Genomic DNA, 17,723 nt, shown 5'->3' with positions numbered 1-17,723 from the left:
GAGTATACATTATCTGCGCACAGAATTGTACGACAAAAGGTGTGGCATGCCCAGCTCAAGTTCGCAGCAAATGGTGACAACAAGATTGGAACCCGAACTCAAGGATGAGTTCGTTCGCATCGCGGAGAGCAATAAGCAGAGCACCAGCGATGTTCTGCGCAAGCTGATTCAGCGTTACGTAGATGAGGCCCACGAACGAGAATTGGTTCGGCAAACAGCAAATATCCGCGCCAACACAGCCGAGGAAGAGGAAGCGATGCAGTGGATTGCTGCTTACGGTGTCGGCGGCAATGACTGAACGCGGCGCGATCTACACGATGGCATCCAAAGGAGCCTATACCGGCAAACCGCGCCCCGCCATCGTCCTGCAGAACAGCAGCATTTCCCTAGATAGCCTTATAGTTGTTCCGTTAACAACGACAGCGGTCGATGCTCCCCTCATCCGCGTGCCCATTTCTGCAAATGCGGCGACGGGGCTGAAGCAAATGAGCTTTGCCATGGCCGACAAGCTGACGACGGTGCCGAAATCGAACTTAGACAAGGCAATCGGCAAGTTGGACGACACCAACATGCTAGAAGTCGAACGGGCTCTGCGCCTGTTGCTTCGCCTTTAACAGGTCACTAGTGCGCAGGATAATCGGTGAGCACGATGTCAGTGCTATCAACGAGCCTGATCAACATATTTGTGCCGCCGAAGCTCCCAGCGTTCGTTATTGCCGACCCTACTACAGAGGCATCAACGCCAAAAGTGCCGTCGCCGTTGTTGCCGAACACATAGGAGGGCACTTCGAAGCGTGCTTCCGACTTGGTGAGGATATCGGGTCCCGATCCGTGGTCGAAGACGATAGCCCGAAGCTGCCATGTGTAAGGCTTGCTGGTGTTATTGAAGTAGGATTTGGCGTCCCCTTGAATAAGCTGGGCTGTCACGTCAGTGAACTCGCCATGCCCATCATTCCTCAGAATTTGTGTGGCGTAGCCCATGTACGCGTCGTTGCTCGTGACGAGCAGGTCATCATAGGGCTGAGCTTCATCCAGTTTCATCCGCTGGATATCGACAACAGTGCCACCGACGGTCCTGTCCACAAATTGCAATTTGCGCTCTGGAAACGGTGTTCGTGGAAGCTCAGACGGCCCGCCCCGATCAAACCGCCCACTTCCGTTGTTCAGATAAATCACTGAGCGCCAGTTGTGTTCGTCACTGGAGCCTAGAATGAGGTCAGCAAACCCATCCCCGTTGACATCGGCCAGTTCTGAGGCAGTAAATTTCTTGTCGTCCCGATGAATTGCGTTGGGGAGGTAATCCGCAGAGGCATCAATCAGCTTCTCACCGCGCATGATGAAATACTCCGGGACATACATGCTATTGATGTAAATGCCGATATCGCCGCGCTCGTTGATCACGCCAGTAGATACATCGTGTGAGAATTGAAGATCTTGAGGGAGCATGCGTGAGGCGTCCTTCAGGTGTCCATCGCCTGTAGGTAGGATCAACGTATTAGTAGCGCGGCTGAAGGGCGCCCGGTCCAATCCAGTATTCGCGATGACAATGCCCAGGCCCTTATCAGTTCCAAAAATGGAGGCTGCGCGTGGGTTGTCGGCCTTTGGAACTCGACCTTGAAATACCTCTTCAGTGCCATCTATGTAGGTCTTGGTCTCGTGATCATAGGTGAGGACCTGGAGCGGTACTTTCGTGCCACCAAGGTCCACCACCCAGAGTACCAGCAGGGCAGGGTATTCTGGATCATTCAGCGTGAACGGCACCACTTCCGCAATATGAGCTCCCTTCGCAGTTGGCTCAAACACCATCTTGATCAGGCTATCTTCACGCCTAATCCTGATATCTGGATCGGCCTTGGGGGTCTCTGCCATCGGAGCAATCTGTCGAGGGGCCGCACCCTCCGCCAGCCAATTCTGGACTGCTCCGGCGTACGCTGGGCATTGAATCAGGTTCTGGGCTTGACCGATGGGTCAACTGAGACGCCCTCTTTGATGAAGCTATAGGTGGACTTTCCACTTGCGTCGGCTCGAGCCGAGTAAGTGGTTAGAAGCGATGCACCACTAGGCCGCACGATGCGGATTGATCGTCCGCCATCACGTTCGTATTCCAGTGTGACATCACCAGCTTGCAACTGAAACCCGTTGCCATCGACCTGAGAGGTTGGGGCAATTGAGACCTGTGCCTTGGCGGGGGTCGGATAGAGCGTTGTGCCGTAACGATAGTCCTGACTTACGCAGTGGTCGGCCGTGCACATGTACAGAACGCCGGTGGCCTGTATGCATTCGTTGCCACTGTTGGCGTAAAACCCTGAAAGCGCCGACGCGTCGTCGGCCCTTGCACCGGTGGCCGAGGCCATCACCAGAACCGCTGCAGTAGCAAGCTTGAGCTTGCGCGTGCGCCAAATTCCGTCGTTCAACCAATGCGTCAAATTTGCCCCCTGTCCCTTTTGGGGGACACTATTGCCGCCTAGGTGCAGGGTAAAGACGTTTGTCCCCGATAGGGGATAGAGCGGAAGTTGCCAGCGCATGATTTTGCGCGCATGCGGCTCGTTGAAGTGTTTGGCAGAAGAGTTCGAGAGGTGCGCCACGATCGTGGTTGGACGCAGGAACAGCTTGCCTTCGAAGCAGGGGTTAAACGCGCCTATATCAGCGAGGTCGAAAACGGTCAGCGTAATGTCAGCTTGGATGTAGTTGATAAACTGGCAAATGCGCTTGATGTTTCGCCAGATATTCTGATGCTCCCCCTTAAACAGTGATGCGACATCGACAACTTTTATTAACGGCAAATTGCCGACTGAAAGCATCTATCTATGGCTAAGAATGCTCCGAAATCACCACAACGAAACGCGGTATCAAGCGTGGTTGCGGAGATGATGCTTTCAATGCCAAAGCTCGACGCGCTCCGCGAGGGCATAGACTTATACGGCGCTACCGCGTTCTCAATATTCTCAATCTTTGCGCCGAATGAAAACACCTTAAGCCGTGTCATCGTAGAACTTTTTGACCCTTCGGGAAGCCATGGCCAAGGGCTGTTGTTTTTAAGTGCAATGCTGAATTCGATCGACGTGCCGCGGGTAAACCAACGCGAGGCAGTGCGAGCCAATCGCGAGGTCCTCACACGGGCCAGACGCCGCATCGACATTGTCATTGAAACGCCAAGGTATGTGATCGGCATCGAGAACAAGCCGTGGGCCATACAACAGACCAAGCAACTTAAGGACTATCTGGATGAACTTTCTGCCGATTTAAGAGGGCGGAAGCCAGTTCTGATATTCTTATCAGACCAGGAAGCGCAAAGCGCCGAGAGCGACGTGGTCAAAATCCCGTACTTTTCGTCGGATGGCAGGGCTTCTTTGTATAGCATTCTGCAATCCGTTGTTGACGACATCAGGGCCGCACGGCCGAGGGAATTCGTCCGGGACTTTATTGGCTATATCGATAGCTATTTTGGAGATGGACATCCGATGGAGGCAACCGACGCTCCCTATCTAAACGCCGTGACAGCTGAGTTTGACGATCCAACGAAACGTAAGGCCATTGCAGCTTTCCTTCTGGCACAGGACCCTTTGCACCGTCGAATCGTGAACGAGATTGGCGCATATTTTTTGGCCGAGGTCAGAACAAAGCTTTCTTCGGACTTTGTAACTTCGACGGCTACTAGCATGGCCGACTGCCTTTACAATCAATATGAACCTTGGGGCGTTCGCCGCGCTTCATGGCCCGTAAATTGTATTGTCGCCATAGAAAGCCAAAAGTTCTTTTTCGATCAGATAAAGTTTGGAGCAAAGGCTCCTGATGCGAAGCGGTTGAGGGAAGATGTGCAGGACTACGCTAGTCCAGCGCGTGCCACGTTGGAGAATATGACCCAAGACATCCCTGGGGGTCGAAAGACGCCTCATTGGCCGTGGGAGCAGAAAGTTTGGGAACCTTACTGGGGGCAGGAGTTTGCGGCACGGCTCGTCATCCAATCTCCGACAGGGCTAGTTATAGACCATCCCGAAGTCCAAGAACTGTGCCGGAAATTTGTCGAAACTTCGCTAGCGGTAGAGAAACGTCTGACTGGTGGTGCCTAGGCTATAGCTTAACCTGCTCTAATTCTTCATCTGGGTCCTGAAGTTCATCTATCGCTGGGAAGAGGTTGCGCCCAGCAACCATGGAACTTGCCGCATCCAGCGTAGTCAGACGGGCTAGGAGCGACTGACGAGACTTTGCCCAACTGACCATTCTTCCTAGTTCTGTGCAGTCAGTCGCAATTTGATCCGGCGGAAGCGTCTTGAGCCAATTTCGGATGTCGTTCGCCTCGCGTTGCATTTCCACAATTCGTCTCAGATGGGCAATGCGCTTCTCCTCACGGTCCTTACGCTGCTGCGCTAGAAACCGGCGGTGCTCCACGTGTTGCCATCGCCGTTGTCGTTGTGCATGGTCTTCGCGCTTTGCCTTCTCAGCCCGAAGGAACGCTTGTAGACCGGCCACGATGTCGGGTAGTAGCGTTTCCACAGTTTGAGTTTTGCTATCAGCCCATCGCCTCCTGAGCCCGGTGCCGCCTCGAGAGACAATGGCAAGGACAAACTGTCCGGTGTAGCCGACAAGGGGCAGCATACGCTCAGCAAGGGTGAATCCTAGCTTATCCGGACCGTCAGCAACCTGAACCTCCTCTTTCGTACTCAAAACGTCCAAACCTGCATCTGTTAACTGGTCTGACAGCTGAGACAGAAAGCTGATCACGCGTTCGACCCGCAGGTAATGGACTTTGACCGCAGATTTTCCATCGGGATTGGTCTGGACTTCCCCAGCATCATCAGGCTTGGAAGTCCGAAGGGTCTGGGCCATCGCTGCCACAGCTGGTGCAACGACAATCTGAGCAGAGTCAGATTTCCCGTTGTTGAGTGACTTCTTCCGCCACCGCGTCTTTTCCGCTCTGGCTTCGCGGACGACATTACTGGCGGCCACCGACAACGCGGACAACGTATCGAAAATCGTCAATGGCTTCAGATCGTCATCCCCAAAATCCAGGAATAGTGGCCTTTCGGGGGTCTGACCGGCAGCAACCCGCGCCCAATAACCACGAGGTGGGGTTGGTATCCTATGTCGGATGCAGAATTTGGCTAGTCCACGACCTGACATACCCAATGCAGCCGATACTTTTGTCATCGGCTGCGACCATACCAAGTCGTAAAGCTCTCGGCGGGAGAGTGTCATGCTGCTTGGCACTGGCACTTCATACGTCGGCTGGTTTGGTCGCAGCGCGAACGCAGGCCTAAGGTTATCGACCATGATAACCCTGACGTTTGCCTTCGGTGCCAAGAAGATCGAGTTGGGGAGAAAGATGCCGTGCCAGCATCATCTGGCCTAATCGAACATCACGGTTTGCCAGCCGCTGTCCCGTTTCCACCGACGCAAGCGTGTCAGTTGGAGCCGTAATGTGCTGAGCCGAACACGCGCCTGCCAGCGGTCTCGGTCAGTTTTGGCTTCTTCCCAGTCGTCTTGATACACGCACTCTTGGAGGCCGAGACCGAATTCCAGTGAGTGCACGACGCTGGCCAGTTCCAGCAAGCTAAAGCCGCTGAGCCGCCGATAGGCATCGAGGTCTCCGAGCCATTTCGTGGAAAATTCCTCGCTGTCCTGGCAAAGGCCCAGCAGCGTGAGCTGATGGGCTGTTTGTCGGATCAGTGGACGCAAACTGGTAGCCAGCAGGTACGATAACCTCGGTGCGTCCAAGGTCTAAGCCTTCGCCCCCTTGGCCTTGGGGATCGGCCGCACGAAGGGCGAGACCTTCAACTGCTCGTCGAGTTCGCCGGCAGCAATGGCTTCCCGTAGCGTCTTAAGGACTTCGGGCAGGGCGGTGATATCGCCGACTTCAATGCTGACTTTGCCCGGTGCAACTTCCATAACGCGGTTGCCCTGGCGCAGCGAGACCATCAGTTGGCCCTGCTCATTGGTCCACCACCAACGTTTCACATGCACGGGCTTGGTGATCAGCTGCTTTTCGGTGCTGCCCTCGACACGCACCCACTTACGCACGCTGTGCAGGTAGTCGGAACCGTCGAGTTCGCAGTCCGCAGCTGTGATCTGGATATCCAACTGTTCAAGCAGTTTGAGCCGCTTGCGGGCTACCGGCGAGAGCTTCTCACGCGGGGATGCGCTGGAGAAAGTGAGCTTATCGAGCAGTGTCATGTGAGACCTCGTTCTGAATGAGGTCTTCTTAATTAAAGCCTTCTGGCGCCAAGAACGACTGATATTTCGATTCAGCGCGAATTCCGTGGCGAAACGAACTTGATGATTTTGGCGAGAGACGAAGACCCTGCAGGTGCTGCTGCCTGTGGTGCTTTCGCCAGTTGCGTTACGCGCAAGCGCAATGCGTCAATACGTTCCTGTGGGAACGCTACGGCATCGCGCTCTGAAGCTTTCCACGTCAGATAGTTTTGGACCTCGATGTGGATCAGCAAGGTATCCTCATACGCTTGGCGCCACAGCTTGCCGACTCCGGAGGCCCGTCAGGTGTGAAAAAGAATTCCACCAAAAACACCAAGAACGTCGAAACGGGTATTCAAGCGGCCAAGCAGCACTTCGGCGCCACTAACGCTCTGACAACAATTCCTGCAGTAGACGAGTTACGTGCGAACGCCGATGCCGACCACACTTTCGCCCTTGCGCTAGTTAGGGTCAGCGCCTCGGATCCAACGCGAATGGAAGTGGTGTTTGGCACCAACAACATCTCGCCGACTGACAAAGTCCTCGAGCATGCTGCCAAAAAGCTGTCTGCCGAACAAAAAGCCGACGCTCTCGCCGTAAACCAGCAGTTAATCGACGCAGCGTCGCTCGAAATCGAGGTCACCTCGATCTCTGCGGAGGTCGCGGCATGAGCAGTATATTCGACCGTTTCACGCCAACTTCAATCCACAACGTCACCTTTGCCAGCACCTCGCTGGCAAAGGTCGTCGGAAACATCGTCACCGGAAAGCAACAAACTCATCTGCTGCTCCACGGCGACCCAGGAACCGGAAAATCCAAGATCGCCGAACTGCTAATCGCAGCAATGTATCCGGCTACGGCAATTACCAAGTCATACGTTTTTGACGGTGACGAATGGACGACAAGCTGCACCGCTCAGGTTGAGGGCACCATGAATGCCTGGAAAATGACCGACCAGATTTGGCACTTCACAGTGATCAATGAGGTCGATCGGCTTAATGCGGACGAAATCGGTAATGTCCGTTGTTTCATGGACAAGCATTTGGATCACAAGTTCATCCTGACGACGAACCATGTCGGAAAGCTCCCTTCGAATTTCCAGAACCGATGCTCAGCCCATCATGTCGACATGGAACCTGCCGCCAGCGTCGCCCACAAGGTCTGCCAAGTTTTTGCTGACCATGGCAAGTTTATCAGCCCCGCTGATGCACTGGTCCTTGTGAGCGCGTCAAAGGGAAGTTGGCGTTCCTTGGAAAACCTGGTTCACCAGTTCCTATAATCAAATTGGCCCCGCGAAGTGCGGGGCCACTTCACCCAAACATTGTGGGCTAACCAACAAACCTGAAAGAATGGCAATGCTGACCTATGCGTCGAAATACGTAGAAATCACGAATATGACGTCGCCCATCAAGGCCGACCTCGAGAGCGACCTGCGGATCGCTGCCCTCAATAAGACTAGACGCACAAAATTATTGGAGCACGAATTTATAGTTGAATTCCAACCTATCTGGCATGACAAGCCTTTGGAACACTATCCTTTAGATAATGATCAAGATACACAATCTGGCAAAATACCCCAGTTTGCTTGTGAAGGGATGGGCAAAAACCGAACCGTCGACCAGATATTATATCGGAAAATCGTAGCTTGGCGCACGGACAATATGGATGTTGCAAGCTTAATCCCAAATTTTGAACCCGAAATCTGCCTTTTTGTGTTCCAGGACTTCACGTTCCATAACAGCCCCGATTTTCTGGAGATGTATGTGCGAGAGGATTATCTTCAATCGTCTCAAGGGCACAAATTTGCGCAATTCGTACTTCGTGCAAAGCTCAAGGGCGAGGTAATTTAGCTCGGTATTCGGAATGTAAGGAACTACGCAGTTTCTTGCATTCCTGGGCATGCCATTGATTTAGTTGGTACCTTTATCCATCAATCGCGCATTTATAGTGATGCACGTAACGTTTTTCGCGCGAGCGTGTTGCAAGGTTATTTTTCGCTGGCTTGGGCCCCAGGCAGCTTTGGAGCCGGTGGCGGATGCACCGCTTTTGGCATGTCCACCGAAATCCGACACTCTGTGCGCATCCCAGCGGCCGGCACGCAGCTCCCAGCTCACCACTGAAGGCGCGCACCGAGAGCCCGAAGAACTTTCAAAATAAAGGGAGTGCAGGGGAAACGCAGTTACTTGCCACCTACACCATCCGTGTCTGCATTATTTGAGGCCAACCAGCTTGGCGGGATTAGGGCGTCTTCACCCCGCCAATTTCCCACCTCCTCGATGTTCTCAATGTCGCCCCAAGTGCTGTGATCCGCGTGGTCGAGAATAATCAGTTGGAGACCGCCGAGCGCCTTTTGGACGTGCGCAACCGCTTGGAAGATTTGCCTCGTTCGCTGCAAATCCTTGCTCCGTGAAGAATTGTCCACGCCTCCATCCTTAGCGACGAGCCGCTCGTACGTGTCGCTTGGGAAATACACTTGGCTCGGCTGGTCGATGACCAGGAAACTTGGAACAGGGTTTTGTGCGCCGCGTTTCAAGAAAAGGGCGTGAAGGGAGAGCATCGCGGCTAGGTGATAGGCCATCCAGTTCTCGCCGCTGCCGATCTCGAAAAGGAAGTCTGGTTTCTCGCCTTCCGCGCGCTGGAATTTGATGTTGAGTTCGCGCTGGTCCAAGCTCGGTGTGCCGCCGGCGCCGTCAATACCGAGCAAGTCGATGAAACGTACGATGCCTTTAGAGATGGACGCGTGGACGTCAGTTTCCCGTTGATCATGCCGACCCTGGTCCAGAGCTCTATCGAGTTCTGCGATGCGCCGACGTAAATCCTCGGCTTGTTCTCGGAGGCCTCCTTCGCTTTCGACTTCTCCAACCATTCTCAGCGCTTCCTGAGTGCTGCCGAGGAACCGGTACACATTCTCAAGGCTTTGCGATCGCCCGTGCTCGGCATCAACCGTTGCTTCCGCTGCGACACGAGAGCGGCGCAAATTCACCAGCACCTGTTCGTCCTTCAAAAGCTGCGTCTCGACGTCAAGGATTTCCTTGTCCACTACAGGTGGAGTGGCAGTGGTGCCAGCGATCAGGTCCTCAAGCTCCGAAATCGGGCCCTCCAGTTCCGCTAGTGCGCGCTGGGCCGCACCTGTGTCAGACCCGCACAATATACATTCATGCGCGACGATGGCCTCCTTGAACCAGCCAACGCCACGGACACGCTGCTTCTGGTCTGCAAGAATTTCGCCATAGTCGGCGACCGAACCACGGAGGCTACGCAAGCGTCTCAAACGCCGCTTTCCATCGGAGATATTACGGTCGGATGTTCGTTCCAGTTCGCGCAGATCTCGCAACCGGTCGACCGCCACCGACACGCGCCCAGTCGCATTTACGGTTTCGCCTCCGGCCGCGACGACCTGCTTTAGGATGTCGATGACCTCGTCGAGAGATTCCGGCAAGGGACCACTGGGAAGTAGACTGAGCTCCTGTGCGTGGAAGAACGCGACGGTTGCGTTCCCGCGCCATCTTTCAAGCGCTTCGCGCCGCAGGCTGAGGTCGGCCTCGACACGCCGGAGCTCGTCTTTCAGAAGTCGTCGGGTGTGCAGCTTCACCAAGTCCTCGTTGGTGAGGATGCCCAAGGCGAGCGGCATCACACTGCGCAGCTTTTCTCGATGCTGCGAGGTGTCGGCCTTGAAGAACAGCGTGTACGGATTAGCCACCACGTGCTGCGGGAGGAAGTTGAACGCTGCCATGTCCCGGAAGCTCGCACGCCCGCCAAAGCCGCGACCAGCGGGGTCGGTGTCTAGGTTGGACAGCTGCGACAGGTCGTCGAACAGCTGCTTGACGCGTTCGGTTCGAGCGTTCGGACGCGGCCTGCGTAGAAGGGGCTGTGCGACCTCCTCGCCCTGCAAAAGCCAATACTGGTCGGAAACCTGCCTGGCCTGGGGCTTCTCCCGTGCCAAGCGCATCGGGCCGACGTCTGTGTCAAGTGTGAGGCCATACCACGACGCCTCGTCCCTTATTTCCCCTACAGGAATGGTGCTGGTACCCGCGCCGAGAACTTAGTCGATGATCGAGATGACTGAAGACTTCCCGGTCGAACTCCATCCTGAAATCACGCTAAGGCGCTTTGGGTCGAAAGCGATTATCCGCGGCTCTAGGTTCGGATCTTCCGGCCAAATGATGAGTTCTCGAATATGAAGCTTCATCAGAAACGCACTCCCATGCGGCTTCGAACTGTTGCTAAGTCTTCTCGAGCGAACCAAGCGCCCAACCGCCTTGCCGCGGCAACGCCATGACCGGTATCTGCTTGGACATCACGAAGCGCCTTGGGCAGGTTCGTCCCTAATGCGGGAAAGATAGGCAAACCTTCCCCGCCCTCGCGGCCAATGATCCTGGCTGCCACGCCGACCTGCAACGCCTGCATGCATGCTGGCAACGCTGCTTCCAGCCTAGGCTGTACCCCCGCAATAAGCTCGGGCACATCCGAAAGCGCTTTTAGTAGGCCACTTTCCATTTTCATCGCATAGATTTTTTCCACGCTGGCGGCGTGAAACAACATGCTTGTTCCGATCACCATGTGCGTGAGGTTCGGTGATCTCCCATCGCCCTTGTCGGCGAAAGATCGCGCCAGGCTCCATAGCAGGCACGCGAGATAGGCCGGATTTCGCAGAATGAGCTCTTCATGATCTTCCCGCATGTCAATTGCCTTGGAACTCTGGGTCCCACCAGACCTGGTTGTCGTCGGCCAGTCGGTGGTAGTGACCGGAGGTCACGTAGAGTTCGTCGCAAGGGTGGCCGGCGAGGTCCTCTCTATGAAAATACGTAGTGTCAGCGAACACGTGCTGGCCACGCAGGACACGATCCTTACCAGCGTGGTCGAGACGAACTTTCCGCGCGACACTTTGCCAGCGCTGTTTGAGCCGATTGCCCCGATCGACCCATTCCTGAGGCGGAATTTCACCCTCATTGACCAGCCGATGCCTTTCGACGTTGAACTGGAGAAAGTGTTCGATGGCCTGCAGCACTTCATCGTCATCGATCTTGATGCGGCCCAGATGGTCGACAAAGGCTCGGCCTCGCGCGCTTGCAACCTGTTCATCACCTACCATCACTTCGGAAGACGGCCTCGGCAACAATCGGCGCCGAGCCGTCCTCAGCCTGACGGCGTCGATCTGACGTAGGCATGCTTCCTTGGTGATTATACCCGCAACGCCGGACCCCCAAGCGCTCTGGAGCGTCTCGACCAGCCAACCCATGAGGTCGGTAAGAAATGCGTCGCGATCGAAATCCGGGCCTATCCCCAAATGCGTCGCGAGTTCGGGTCGCATGGCGTTGTAGTCGAAACCCTCCACCACCTCGATCCTCGCGACGAGATCGATCAGGTTTGGCCCCGGAAAAGCCATCACATCATTGATGATCGCTTGAATTTTAGATGGCTTCTTGGCCTTTCCGCGACCGGCCTGCGAAGCGGTGGCCATTGCCGTCGTAATCGCAGTCGCTCTATCTGACAGGCTACCCGACGCCCGCAGCGCATCCACAATCGCGCCCGCTGCCTTCGCGTTGGTGACGAGTAGATACTGAGAGCAGAGGGAGCCAGAGGCGCGGTAGTCGTTCACCCATATTTGCAGCGTCCGCCAGAGATCAATGCTGCGGTCGGCGAACATCTCCTTTTCGCCATCCAGCGTGTTCTTGTACTGCTCACGCATTGTTTCTGTGCCGTTCTTATGCCGCGAAACGTCGTCCACCAGTTCCACGGCTACCGACTCGCCATGCCCGCATAGAGCGAGATGGAAGAGCGCGCGCTCCAGCTGCAGGAACACTCCTTGAATCATCGGTTCTGCGGAATGAGCGGATTGCTTCGCCACGATGTTAAGAAACCTCCTATTCTCCGAGACGTGCAAACTATTGATCACACATAGAACTAGGATGAAAACCAAGATCGATGAAGCCCCGCATCTATCGTCAGTAGTCGCCCTGCTACTAGCGTGCGAGTTGTCCCCTAATTTTTAAGGGCGCATAGTCCGTCGACCACCTGAATGGCAGGGTTAGAGGGGGGGTCTTAAGCGGCTGACAAGAACGCTGCGCTTTACCGATCGACTGTGCCCGCATTGGATGTTCGAAATTCTAGTTCCGCGCTCCAAGTGCAACCAGATTGCGACCAGCCAAGGTCCGATGTGGAATCTTGCATCCCTGAAGCTGCCTGTCTGCAATCCATCCCGCAAGAGCCGGTCAGCCATCAAGTCCAGTCAACGCGCCCCACAGCCCCGCGCAGTCATCGAACTGGATGCGTCAGCCCGGCTTGTGCTCGGAATGCGGTCCGAGGCCTATTTGCCCCTTGAAGAACAAAATCGATTTGGAGTTTGATCAGATGCAAAGATTCGATCGCACATCATGCGACAGGGGGCAGGATGAAATTAGTTCGTTTGCGACTGAGCAACTTTCGGTCTTTTGGTGCGATCGCCACTACGATCGATCTGGCAAACATGACCTTCCTGCTGGGGCCGAATGGCTCTGGCAAGACCGCTACTCTGCAAGCGCTCGCCAGGATGTTCAGCCTCGACCCATCGCAGCGAAAAATCCGAAAAGCGGACTTTCATGTTCCTTACAATGAGAAAGAGGCTCCTCCAGAGAGAGTGCTCTGGATTGAGGCTGATTTCGAGTTTCCTGAGCTACTTGTCGATGATGGAAAGCCAAAGGCCGCTGTTCCTGGGGCATTCGCCCATATGCAGCTTCAGGCTGCGCCAGGACCCGCGCAGGTCCGTTTTCGCCTAACTGCGACGCTCGACCAAGATGGTGAAATCGAGGAGAGCTTCACCAACATCCAGGCGGTCGATGCTTCGGAAAACCCTGTCACACAGGCACGCGTGGCAAAGCACGAGCGAAACAGCATTCAGGTACACTATCTGCCCGCTCGCCGTGACCCGGCAGATCACATCTCCTATTCCACTGGCGCCCTCTTAGGGCGAGTCCTCAGGGCAGCGAACTGGGCGAAAGAACGCGCAGTCGTTGACGACCTAACCGAGAAAATCAGCTCGGCGCTCGCCGTCAATGCCGCAATGACCAACGTCACGAAGGAACTGTCTTCGTCTTGGGGGAGCCTCCACACGGGCAGCTATTTGACCAGTCCGTCGGTATTTTTCGGACGCAACGAGATTGAAGCGCTGCTCCGCCACATGAGCGTCGTGTTTGCTCCTGGTCATGAGGCCCAGAGCGTAGATTTTTCGCGCCTCAGCGATGGTCAGCAGTCGATCCTCTACCTCTCGATCGTCTTGGGTATCCACAACCTCAATCAGCGAGTTCTGGCTGGAGAGCTCAAAGCGGAATTCGACATCGACAAACTTCGCCCAGCTACGTTCACGTTCATCGCCGTGGAAGAGCCCGAAAACAGTCTTTCGTCCCACTATCTCGGGCGCGTGGTGGCTGCCCTAAAGGTGTTTTCTGCAGGACAGGACGCGCAGGCGCTCCTCGCCACTCATTCCGCTTCGATCATGCGCCGCATCGACCCCAAAAGCGTTCGCTATCTGCGCTTGGCAGCGGATCGGACAACCGCAGTGCGGTCAATCATTCTCCCTGACAAGGAAAAGGATGCTGACGCCCACAAATTCGTGCAAGAGGCTGTTCAGGCTTTTCCAGAGCTCTATTTCTCTCGCTATGTTGTCCTTGGGGAAGGGGATAGCGAAGAGGTTGTTCTGCCGAGGCTTATAAGCTCTGCCGGCACCAAGGTGGATGATGCGTCGATTTCAGTTGTGCCGCTCGGTGGCCGGCACGTGAACCATTTCTGGCGACTACTCAACGGGCTCGATATACCCTTCGTGACACTGCTCGACCTCGACCTCGCGCGCCACGGTGGAGGGTGGGGCAGAGTGCGATATGCGTGCACTCAGTTGCTCGCGTACGATGATAAAAAAGCCACGGGCCTCGACGCGGAAAATATCGGGCAAATTCCCCATTGGAATGGGCACCCACCCTTTTTGCAGGACACGCGCGGCTGGTTGAATTGGCTCGAGGGCCAAGGCGTTTTCTTCTCATCACCCCTCGATCTCGACTTTGCCATGATGATGGCATTCCCAAAAGCGTACCAAGTAGAAGCGTCTGAACTCGTTGCACCGACCGACGCAGTCCTGAAATCCGTTTTAGGAAAACAGCACGGGGATCAGGGGCAGTACGACGCCATCCAGCAGTCGTACTTCGAGGCTTATCACAGACGGTTCAAGATCGGCAGCAAGCCGGTCTGGCATATTCGAGCCATGGCGGAGCTCGATGACGAAATCCTCGTTACGAGAATGCCTCCATCGCTCAAACGCCTTGTCGGCCATGCGATGACGGCCCTTGAGGCAATCCCGGAATGATATCCGTCGATCGATGGAAGCCGGCCGATGGGCTCGTTCTGGAACCGAACGCCCTTATCGCGGCCACGATGATCGACGACAACCTCGCAGTCACCGCGGGACCTGGAGCCGGCAAGACAGAAGTTCTTGCCCAGCGCGCAGACTTCCTGCTGAGGACAGGAACCTGCCTATATCCAAAGCGGATTCTGGCAATTTCCTTCAAGGTCGATGCCAGTCAAAACCTGAAAGCCCGAGTCCGACTTCGTTGCGGCTATGACCTGGCGAGCAGGTTTGATAGCTATACGTTTCACGCCTTCGCGAAACGTATCATCGACCACTTTCGGACAGCACTGACGGGCGCCGATCAGCTTGAGGCTGACTACAGCGTAGGCCCGGTACGGGTCCAACGACAGTCTATCACGTTCAAGGACATGGTGCCGTTGGCAACCACGATCGTGCAGACCAATGCCATTGCAAGGAACGCAATCCGCCAGACGTATCGGCACGTGTTCCTCGACGAGTTTCAGGATTGCACCAAGGAACAGTATCAACTGATTAAGGCCTGCTTTCTAGACGCGCCGTCAAAACTGACGGCGGTCGGCGATACCAAGCAGAAGATCATGGGGTGGGCCGGGGCCCTCGAAGGAATCTTCAAGACATTCGCTGCAGATTTCGGTGCCACCCCGCTAAGTCTGTATCAAAACTTCCGATCAAAGCCCCGTCTCCGGCGTATGCAGAACGCCATGGTGCGAAATATGGACCTCGTAGCAGCGTTGGACGATGCCGAACTCGCAGGCGACGAGGGTGTGATTCGGTTCATCAGAACTTCTGATGCTGTCGAGGAGGCGGAGGCAATCGCTGCCACGGTGAAACGCCGAATTGTGGATGATGGAATTGCGCCATCGGACATTGCGGTCCTCGTGAGTCGCGACCAACCGTTTTTCTGCCAAAGACTACGAGTGGCGTTGCAGAGGCATGCTATCCCGTTTCGCGAAGAGGACAGTGCTCAGGATTTTGTCTCCGAACCAATCGTTAAAGTGATTGTCGATTTGCTCTTAATTGCTGGTACGTCTGCCAGTCCAGACGCCCATCGACGTCTGATTGATCTGATGGTCTACAGTCAAGCGGCGGATGAGGAGCATGAGTACAGGGCATGGTCGCGTTGGAATAGGTTCGTTACCGAGACACGAAATACCATCGCAACCGGCGCGATCGAACATGGCAATCGTGCTGGCTTGCAAGCGATCATCGATGAGTTGTTCAAGGTAATGGGTCCCGACGCGATAGTCGCCTTGTCAGCTGACTATGTACATGGCAGCCGCCTCAACGATCTGGTCAGGCAAACTATCGATCGACTGCATGAGGCACTCGCACATGAGAAAGATGTTGGTGTCGCGTTATCCGCGTTCTCCGGTGACAAAGCGGTTCGCGTTATGTCGATCCATAAGTGCAAAGGGCTGGAGTTCGACACGGTCATTGTGATGGGTGTCGAGAAAGAGACCTTCTGGGGCAATCCTGCCGATCAGCGCGCTGCCTACTTCGTTGCGATTTCGCGAGCAAAAGAACAGCTCCTCTTGTCGTTTACCGCAAATAGGGAGCGGCCAGAAGGGTTTCCTGCAAACAGGACGTGGGACACTGCCCGACATCCACACCTCGAATTTCTAGGGTATGCGATACCATATCAATCGGGAACGCCGTAGCGTCAGGCACCTGCGCAAGGAGCGGCGTCGGCCGTGGCTGTTTTTGACAGAAGCGGACGATCCGTAAACCATCCCAATCTTGTCGTCCGTTTCGGCGCGTGCAGATGTCCGCTTTTAGAAAGCGTGAAGGTTGATCGAACAGCTGCAGTGGGGGCGTGACCTCGACGCAATACGCTGGAGACATCCGAGGAGGAGTGCTTTTGAGGGTTTGACGGTCGGCTTGCCTGTGATGAAACTGAGAATATCTGCCCTTTGGCACCTCAGGAAATCTCTCATGCCATCAGATGCATTTCGGCGCCTGACCGCTTTCAAGCTTGACCTTGTAGACATCGAGGAGATCGTCGCCTGGCACTTCGGGCATTTGACTTTTCATGACGATTGCGTGGTGTTCTCCCACGGCAGCCATCGGTTCGGCGAGATCGCGCTAACCCTCCATTTCGACAAAAAGCGGAGACTTCGTGATGCGGAAACTGGACCTGGTCTACGGGAGAATGACATCGCAGCCATCGAGGCAGGCCTCGAGGTCCTAATAGCTACGTCGCAACTCTTCCACATCCGACAACATGCATTTTCGGACGTACCAATAAGAGGATTCTACAGATACCGGGACGAATTTCAGATAATCCCTGTAAGCCCTGAGGCGCCGAAGCCGAGAGAGCTTAATGCCAAGTGGCCATTCATTATTGAATTCAACTATTTGGGGACGGAACATATCGCGATCGATGGCCGAAGACGAGCCGCTGCAACGTCCAAGCTCATCTCCCTGCTTAATGCTCTTGCTAATGCCCACATATTTCCGGTCCTACAGTCAGGAGAGAAAGATTGGGTGATGACCCCGTCAGGTGGATCCTACTACGCCCAGAAGGGATACACGCACCCGCTACCATCGGGTTCCGGGTTCATTGAAATCAAAGATTTTCCCACGGTACGACAGGTCCATAGCGAGGCATATTATCACGGGCAGGTCGACAGTTTTCAAGGGTTTACCCTGCCTGACGATGTCGATGAGATGCTCGACAACTACCACGCAATGAGTGAAGTCGATCGAGACGCTTTTGATGTCGCGGCTCACTGGTATGGCCGGTATCCGGGGTTAGAGCAGATTTCTGAGTCAGCAGGATTGGTTGCACTTGTAACCGCGCTCGAGGCCCTTGCCCCCAAGGCTGTGGACCACGCTTGTTCTCACTGCGGAAATGTCGATGGGGTAGTTCGCGGGTTCCGCCTTCTTCTCGATGAAGCAGTACCCGGCCACGAAGAAGAGAAGCACCAGTTCTATAAGCTGAGGTCCCAGATCGCCCATGGGTCGGGACTATTGCTGAACGAATTTGGGGGCATGGGTGGTGGGAGCGCTGCTCAGGTGCAGGCCTCATCCAAGTACGAGTTAGAGACGGTTGTAAGACTCGCCCTTAGGAACTGGCTCATCCCCGAGGTTCGAGAGAAAATCGAAGCAAGCGCCGCCAGCCTGCCAGCGATGCGCTAATAGCGCGAACGCGTGACAGCTACCGGGGCCGCGTCGCGCTGGC

At 55.2% G+C, this 17,723-nt stretch carries 18 protein-coding genes; 10 read left to right on the top strand and 8 right to left on the bottom strand.

The genetic code is table 11. The annotated features are described in order from the left end of the window. Positions 1 to 85: 85 nt before the first annotated feature. Positions 86 to 298: a hypothetical protein gene (locus tag JWP26_RS04480; protein ID WP_299724079.1), complete on the top strand. Its 213-nt coding sequence runs from the start codon at positions 86 to 88 to the stop codon at positions 296 to 298. Beyond that, the gene (locus JWP26_RS04475; protein ID WP_299724076.1) at positions 291 to 614 is read left to right on the top strand and encodes a type II toxin-antitoxin system PemK/MazF family toxin; all 324 of its coding nucleotides are present in this window, start codon (positions 291 to 293) and stop codon (positions 612 to 614) included. The genes JWP26_RS04480 and JWP26_RS04475 overlap by 8 nt, the downstream gene beginning before the upstream one ends. A 7-nt stretch (positions 615 to 621) precedes the next feature. Here the strand turns inward: JWP26_RS04475 and JWP26_RS04470 are convergent, their stop codons facing one another. After that, entirely contained in the window at positions 622 to 1,869 is a 1,248-nt protein-coding gene (locus JWP26_RS04470) for a VCBS repeat-containing protein (protein ID WP_299724073.1), read from the bottom strand. Between the two features lie 74 nt (positions 1,870 to 1,943). Beyond that, positions 1,944 to 2,414, bottom strand: a complete 471-nt coding sequence (locus tag JWP26_RS04465; RefSeq protein ID WP_299724070.1) for a hypothetical protein — start codon at positions 2,412 to 2,414, stop codon at positions 1,944 to 1,946. Between the two features lie 123 nt (positions 2,415 to 2,537). Between JWP26_RS04465 and JWP26_RS04460 the strand changes: the two genes are divergently transcribed. Continuing rightward, positions 2,538 to 2,753: a helix-turn-helix transcriptional regulator gene (locus tag JWP26_RS04460; RefSeq protein ID WP_299724067.1), complete on the top strand. Its 216-nt coding sequence runs from the start codon at positions 2,538 to 2,540 to the stop codon at positions 2,751 to 2,753. Positions 2,754 to 2,807: 54 nt separating this feature from the next. Then, positions 2,808 to 4,070: a PD-(D/E)XK nuclease family protein gene (locus tag JWP26_RS04455; protein ID WP_299724064.1), complete on the top strand. Its 1,263-nt coding sequence runs from the start codon at positions 2,808 to 2,810 to the stop codon at positions 4,068 to 4,070. A 1-nt stretch (position 4,071) separates the two neighbouring features. On the opposite strand, the gene JWP26_RS04450 is transcribed toward JWP26_RS04455, so the two are convergent. The 3 genes from JWP26_RS04450 to JWP26_RS04440 form a co-directional block, all read right to left on the bottom strand. Beyond that, positions 4,072 to 4,980: a hypothetical protein gene (locus JWP26_RS04450; RefSeq protein WP_299724061.1), complete on the bottom strand. Its 909-nt coding sequence runs from the start codon at positions 4,978 to 4,980 to the stop codon at positions 4,072 to 4,074. 366 nt (positions 4,981 to 5,346) lie between these two features. Next, positions 5,347 to 5,676 (bottom strand): hypothetical protein, encoded by a 330-nt coding sequence (locus JWP26_RS04445; RefSeq protein ID WP_299724058.1) that lies wholly within the window; start codon positions 5,674 to 5,676, stop codon positions 5,347 to 5,349. Between the two features lie 42 nt (positions 5,677 to 5,718). Beyond that, the gene (locus JWP26_RS04440) at positions 5,719 to 6,171 is read right to left on the bottom strand and encodes a DUF6641 family protein (RefSeq protein WP_299724055.1); all 453 of its coding nucleotides are present in this window, start codon (positions 6,169 to 6,171) and stop codon (positions 5,719 to 5,721) included. Between the two features lie 326 nt (positions 6,172 to 6,497). On the opposite strand from JWP26_RS04440, the gene JWP26_RS04435 reads away from it, so the two are divergent. The 3 genes from JWP26_RS04435 (at position 6,498) to JWP26_RS04425 (ending at position 8,039) form a co-directional block, all read left to right on the top strand. Beyond that, positions 6,498 to 6,860, top strand: a complete 363-nt coding sequence (locus JWP26_RS04435; RefSeq protein WP_299724052.1) for a hypothetical protein — start codon at positions 6,498 to 6,500, stop codon at positions 6,858 to 6,860. Next, positions 6,857 to 7,468, top strand: a complete 612-nt coding sequence (locus JWP26_RS04430) for an AAA family ATPase (protein WP_299724049.1) — start codon at positions 6,857 to 6,859, stop codon at positions 7,466 to 7,468. Before JWP26_RS04435 ends, JWP26_RS04430 begins: the two co-directional genes overlap by 4 nt. Before the next feature lie 76 nt (positions 7,469 to 7,544). After that, on the top strand, positions 7,545 to 8,039 hold the full coding sequence (locus JWP26_RS04425) for a hypothetical protein (protein ID WP_299724046.1): 495 nt from the start codon (positions 7,545 to 7,547) through the stop codon (positions 8,037 to 8,039). A 329-nt stretch (positions 8,040 to 8,368) separates the two neighbouring features. On the opposite strand, the gene JWP26_RS04420 is transcribed toward JWP26_RS04425, so the two are convergent. The 3 genes from JWP26_RS04420 to JWP26_RS04410 form a co-directional block, all read right to left on the bottom strand. Further along, positions 8,369 to 10,138, bottom strand: coding sequence for a DUF3732 domain-containing protein (locus JWP26_RS04420; RefSeq protein ID WP_299724043.1), 1,770 nt, complete (start codon positions 10,136 to 10,138; stop codon positions 8,369 to 8,371). Positions 10,139 to 10,377: 239 nt separating this feature from the next. Further along, positions 10,378 to 10,869 carry a three component ABC system middle component gene (locus JWP26_RS04415; protein ID WP_299724040.1) on the bottom strand — a complete coding sequence of 164 codons (492 nt, stop codon included), beginning with the start codon at positions 10,867 to 10,869 and terminating at the stop codon, positions 10,378 to 10,380. 1 nt (position 10,870) lies between these two features. Continuing rightward, a complete protein-coding gene (locus tag JWP26_RS04410) occupies positions 10,871 to 12,037 on the bottom strand; it encodes an ABC-three component system protein (RefSeq protein WP_299724037.1) in 1,167 nt (388 codons plus the stop codon). 543 nt (positions 12,038 to 12,580) lie between these two features. Here JWP26_RS04410 and JWP26_RS04405 point away from each other — a divergent pair. From JWP26_RS04405 to JWP26_RS04395, 3 genes are all read left to right on the top strand, one after another. Next, a complete protein-coding gene (locus JWP26_RS04405) occupies positions 12,581 to 14,521 on the top strand; it encodes an AAA family ATPase (RefSeq protein WP_299724034.1) in 1,941 nt (646 codons plus the stop codon). After that, complete coding sequence (locus JWP26_RS04400; protein ID WP_299724031.1) at positions 14,518 to 16,200, top strand: ATP-dependent helicase; 1,683 nt, start codon at positions 14,518 to 14,520, stop codon at positions 16,198 to 16,200. The genes JWP26_RS04405 and JWP26_RS04400 overlap by 4 nt, the downstream gene beginning before the upstream one ends. Positions 16,201 to 16,330: 130 nt before the next feature. Beyond that, on the top strand, positions 16,331 to 17,680 hold the full coding sequence (locus JWP26_RS04395; RefSeq protein WP_299724028.1) for a hypothetical protein: 1,350 nt from the start codon (positions 16,331 to 16,333) through the stop codon (positions 17,678 to 17,680). The last annotated feature ends 43 nt before the right edge of the window (positions 17,681 to 17,723 follow it).

Source organism: Devosia sp. (assembly GCF_028290435.1).
Classification (GTDB): Bacteria; Pseudomonadota; Alphaproteobacteria; order Rhizobiales; family Devosiaceae; genus Devosia.
This window is presented reverse-complemented; position numbering and strand designations above follow the sequence as displayed.